The 1,950-nt window shown below is 71.3% G+C and carries 2 protein-coding genes; both read right to left on the bottom strand.

Annotation, left to right across the window (positions count from 1 at the left end):
* The coding region (locus tag G6018_RS06840; protein ID WP_182639226.1) for an ATP-binding protein at positions 1-454 on the bottom strand (454 nt) is incomplete at its 3' end.
* A 4-nt stretch (positions 455-458) separates the two neighbouring features.
* Entirely contained in the window at positions 459-1,898 is a 1,440-nt protein-coding gene (locus tag G6018_RS06845) for an aromatic acid/H+ symport family MFS transporter (protein ID WP_347237819.1), read from the bottom strand.
* Between the last annotated feature and the right edge of the window lie 52 nt (positions 1,899-1,950).

A 1,950-nucleotide genomic window follows, 5' to 3' on the forward strand; every position in this document is an offset into this window, starting at 1 on the left:
CGTCGACGGAGGTCTCGAGAGCCGATCCGAGTGCGCGGAGGGATCCTGGATCGGCGTGGTCGGCGTCGTCGATCACGATGACCGTCCCGGCGCCGGCGCCCCCGAGCGCGGCGTCGAGCTCGTCGACCACCCGGGACCCGGTCCGCTCGACCCCGGCCGGACCGGGCGTCTCGCCGTCACCCGGCGGGGCGACCGGGGGAAGTCGCCGGAGGATCCGGTCCGCGATCACCCACCGGACGTCGTGTTCCCACGGCAACGCCCTGGTCAGCACCGTGGTCACGCCGGTGGTTCCGGTGAGCAGGGTGTCGACGAGGTGACTCTTGCCCGCACCGTACGGGGCGGTCACCAGGACCACTGACGACCCGCGGTCCACCACCGCGCCGTGGAGCTCACGGAGTCGTTCCACGACGCGGTGGTGACCGTGGCGGGGGATGAGGGAGGGCATGGTGGTCATGACCTCAGCGTAGGTCGGCCGCCGGGGTCTCGATCCGTTCCCGAGAACCGTCGGACCTGCCGTCGGGACCGGCGCCGATGAGGGTGTCGGGGACCTGGGCGACCAGGCCCGGCGAGCGCGGGACGGCGAGGGTGATCACGGCCCCGACCAGGGCGACGCCCGCGAAGACGAGGAACGAGGTCTCCGCCTGGAGTCCCGCGGCGACGAGGAGGCCGCCGATGACCGGACCGAGGATTCCGCCCAGGCGCCCGAAACCCGCGCACCAGGCCACACCCGCCGCGCGGGAACCGGTCTCGTAGTAGTTCGAGACGAAGCCGTAGACGAGTACCTGGGTCCCGATGGTGCCCATGCCGGCAGCGGCGACGAGCAGGATCATCAGTGCGATCGGCGGGGAGAGGGTCACGGCGACCAGGGCGGACGTGGCCAGGAGGAAGGAGCAGGCCACGATCACGCGCGGGCCGTGTCGGTCGGCCAACCGCGATGCAGCCAGCCCGCCGGCGATGGCACCGCCGTTGAGGACCAACAGGAAGCCGAGGGAACTCTTTGCGTCGATGCCGTACGTCTCCATGATCGTCGGCAGCCACGTGTTCAGCCCGTAGGTGAGGAGGAGCCCGGCGAAACTCATGAACCCCAGCAGGAGGGAGCCGAGTCGATAGGCCGGGGTCAGCAGCCCGGCGAATCCGGTGGGCGACGCTGCGGCGGTACCCGCTGCGCCGGAGCCGTGAGAGCTCCCGGCGGGGGCGTCGATGAAGGCGTTGACCGGCAATCCGCGGGCGGTACACAGGGCGACGGCCTCGTCGGTGCGCCCCCGCGAGGAGAGCCAGCGCGGCGACTCGGGCAGGGCGTACCACGCGTAGGGCAGGACGATGACGAGGGGCAGTGCGCCGATGAGGAACAGTCCCCGCCAGCCGATGTGGTCGCGCAGCAGCATCGCGAGGGCCGAGGCGAGGACTCCGCCGGCGGGGATTCCGCTGTAGACCACGGCGTTGAACAGGTTCCGCCGCCCCGCGGGGGCGAACTCGGCGATGATCGCACCGGCGGTGGCGACGATCGCGCCGATTCCGAGGCCGGTGAGAAGGCGCAGGATCCCGAACGTCGTGATGTTCTGCGCGAAAGAGGTGGCGGCCATGCCCACCGAGAACCAGGCGATCGAGCCGAGCATGATCCTCCGACGTCCGATGCGGTCACCGACGGCGCCCGCGCTCAGCGCTCCGATCATGACTCCGACGAGGGCGTACGAACCCAGGGCCCCGGCCTGAGCGGCACCGAGCGGGCCGATCTGGCCGGGGTCCGCCATGAGCGTGGGCAGGATCGCGCCGTAGATCACGAGGTCGTAGCCGTCGAAGAGGATGGCCAGCGCGACAACGGCCAGTACTCCGTAGACGGTTCGCCGATGCGCTGGGGACTCCCAGACGTCGGCTGTGGTTGCGGTCTTCTCGGTCACGGTGGACCTCCGATGGGGGATGGGTGGGACGGGACGGGGGGCGGGACGGGGG

This window comes from Dietzia sp. DQ11-44 (assembly GCF_014145205.1).
GTDB classification, from domain to species: Bacteria; Actinomycetota; Actinomycetes; order Mycobacteriales; family Mycobacteriaceae; genus Dietzia; species Dietzia natronolimnaea.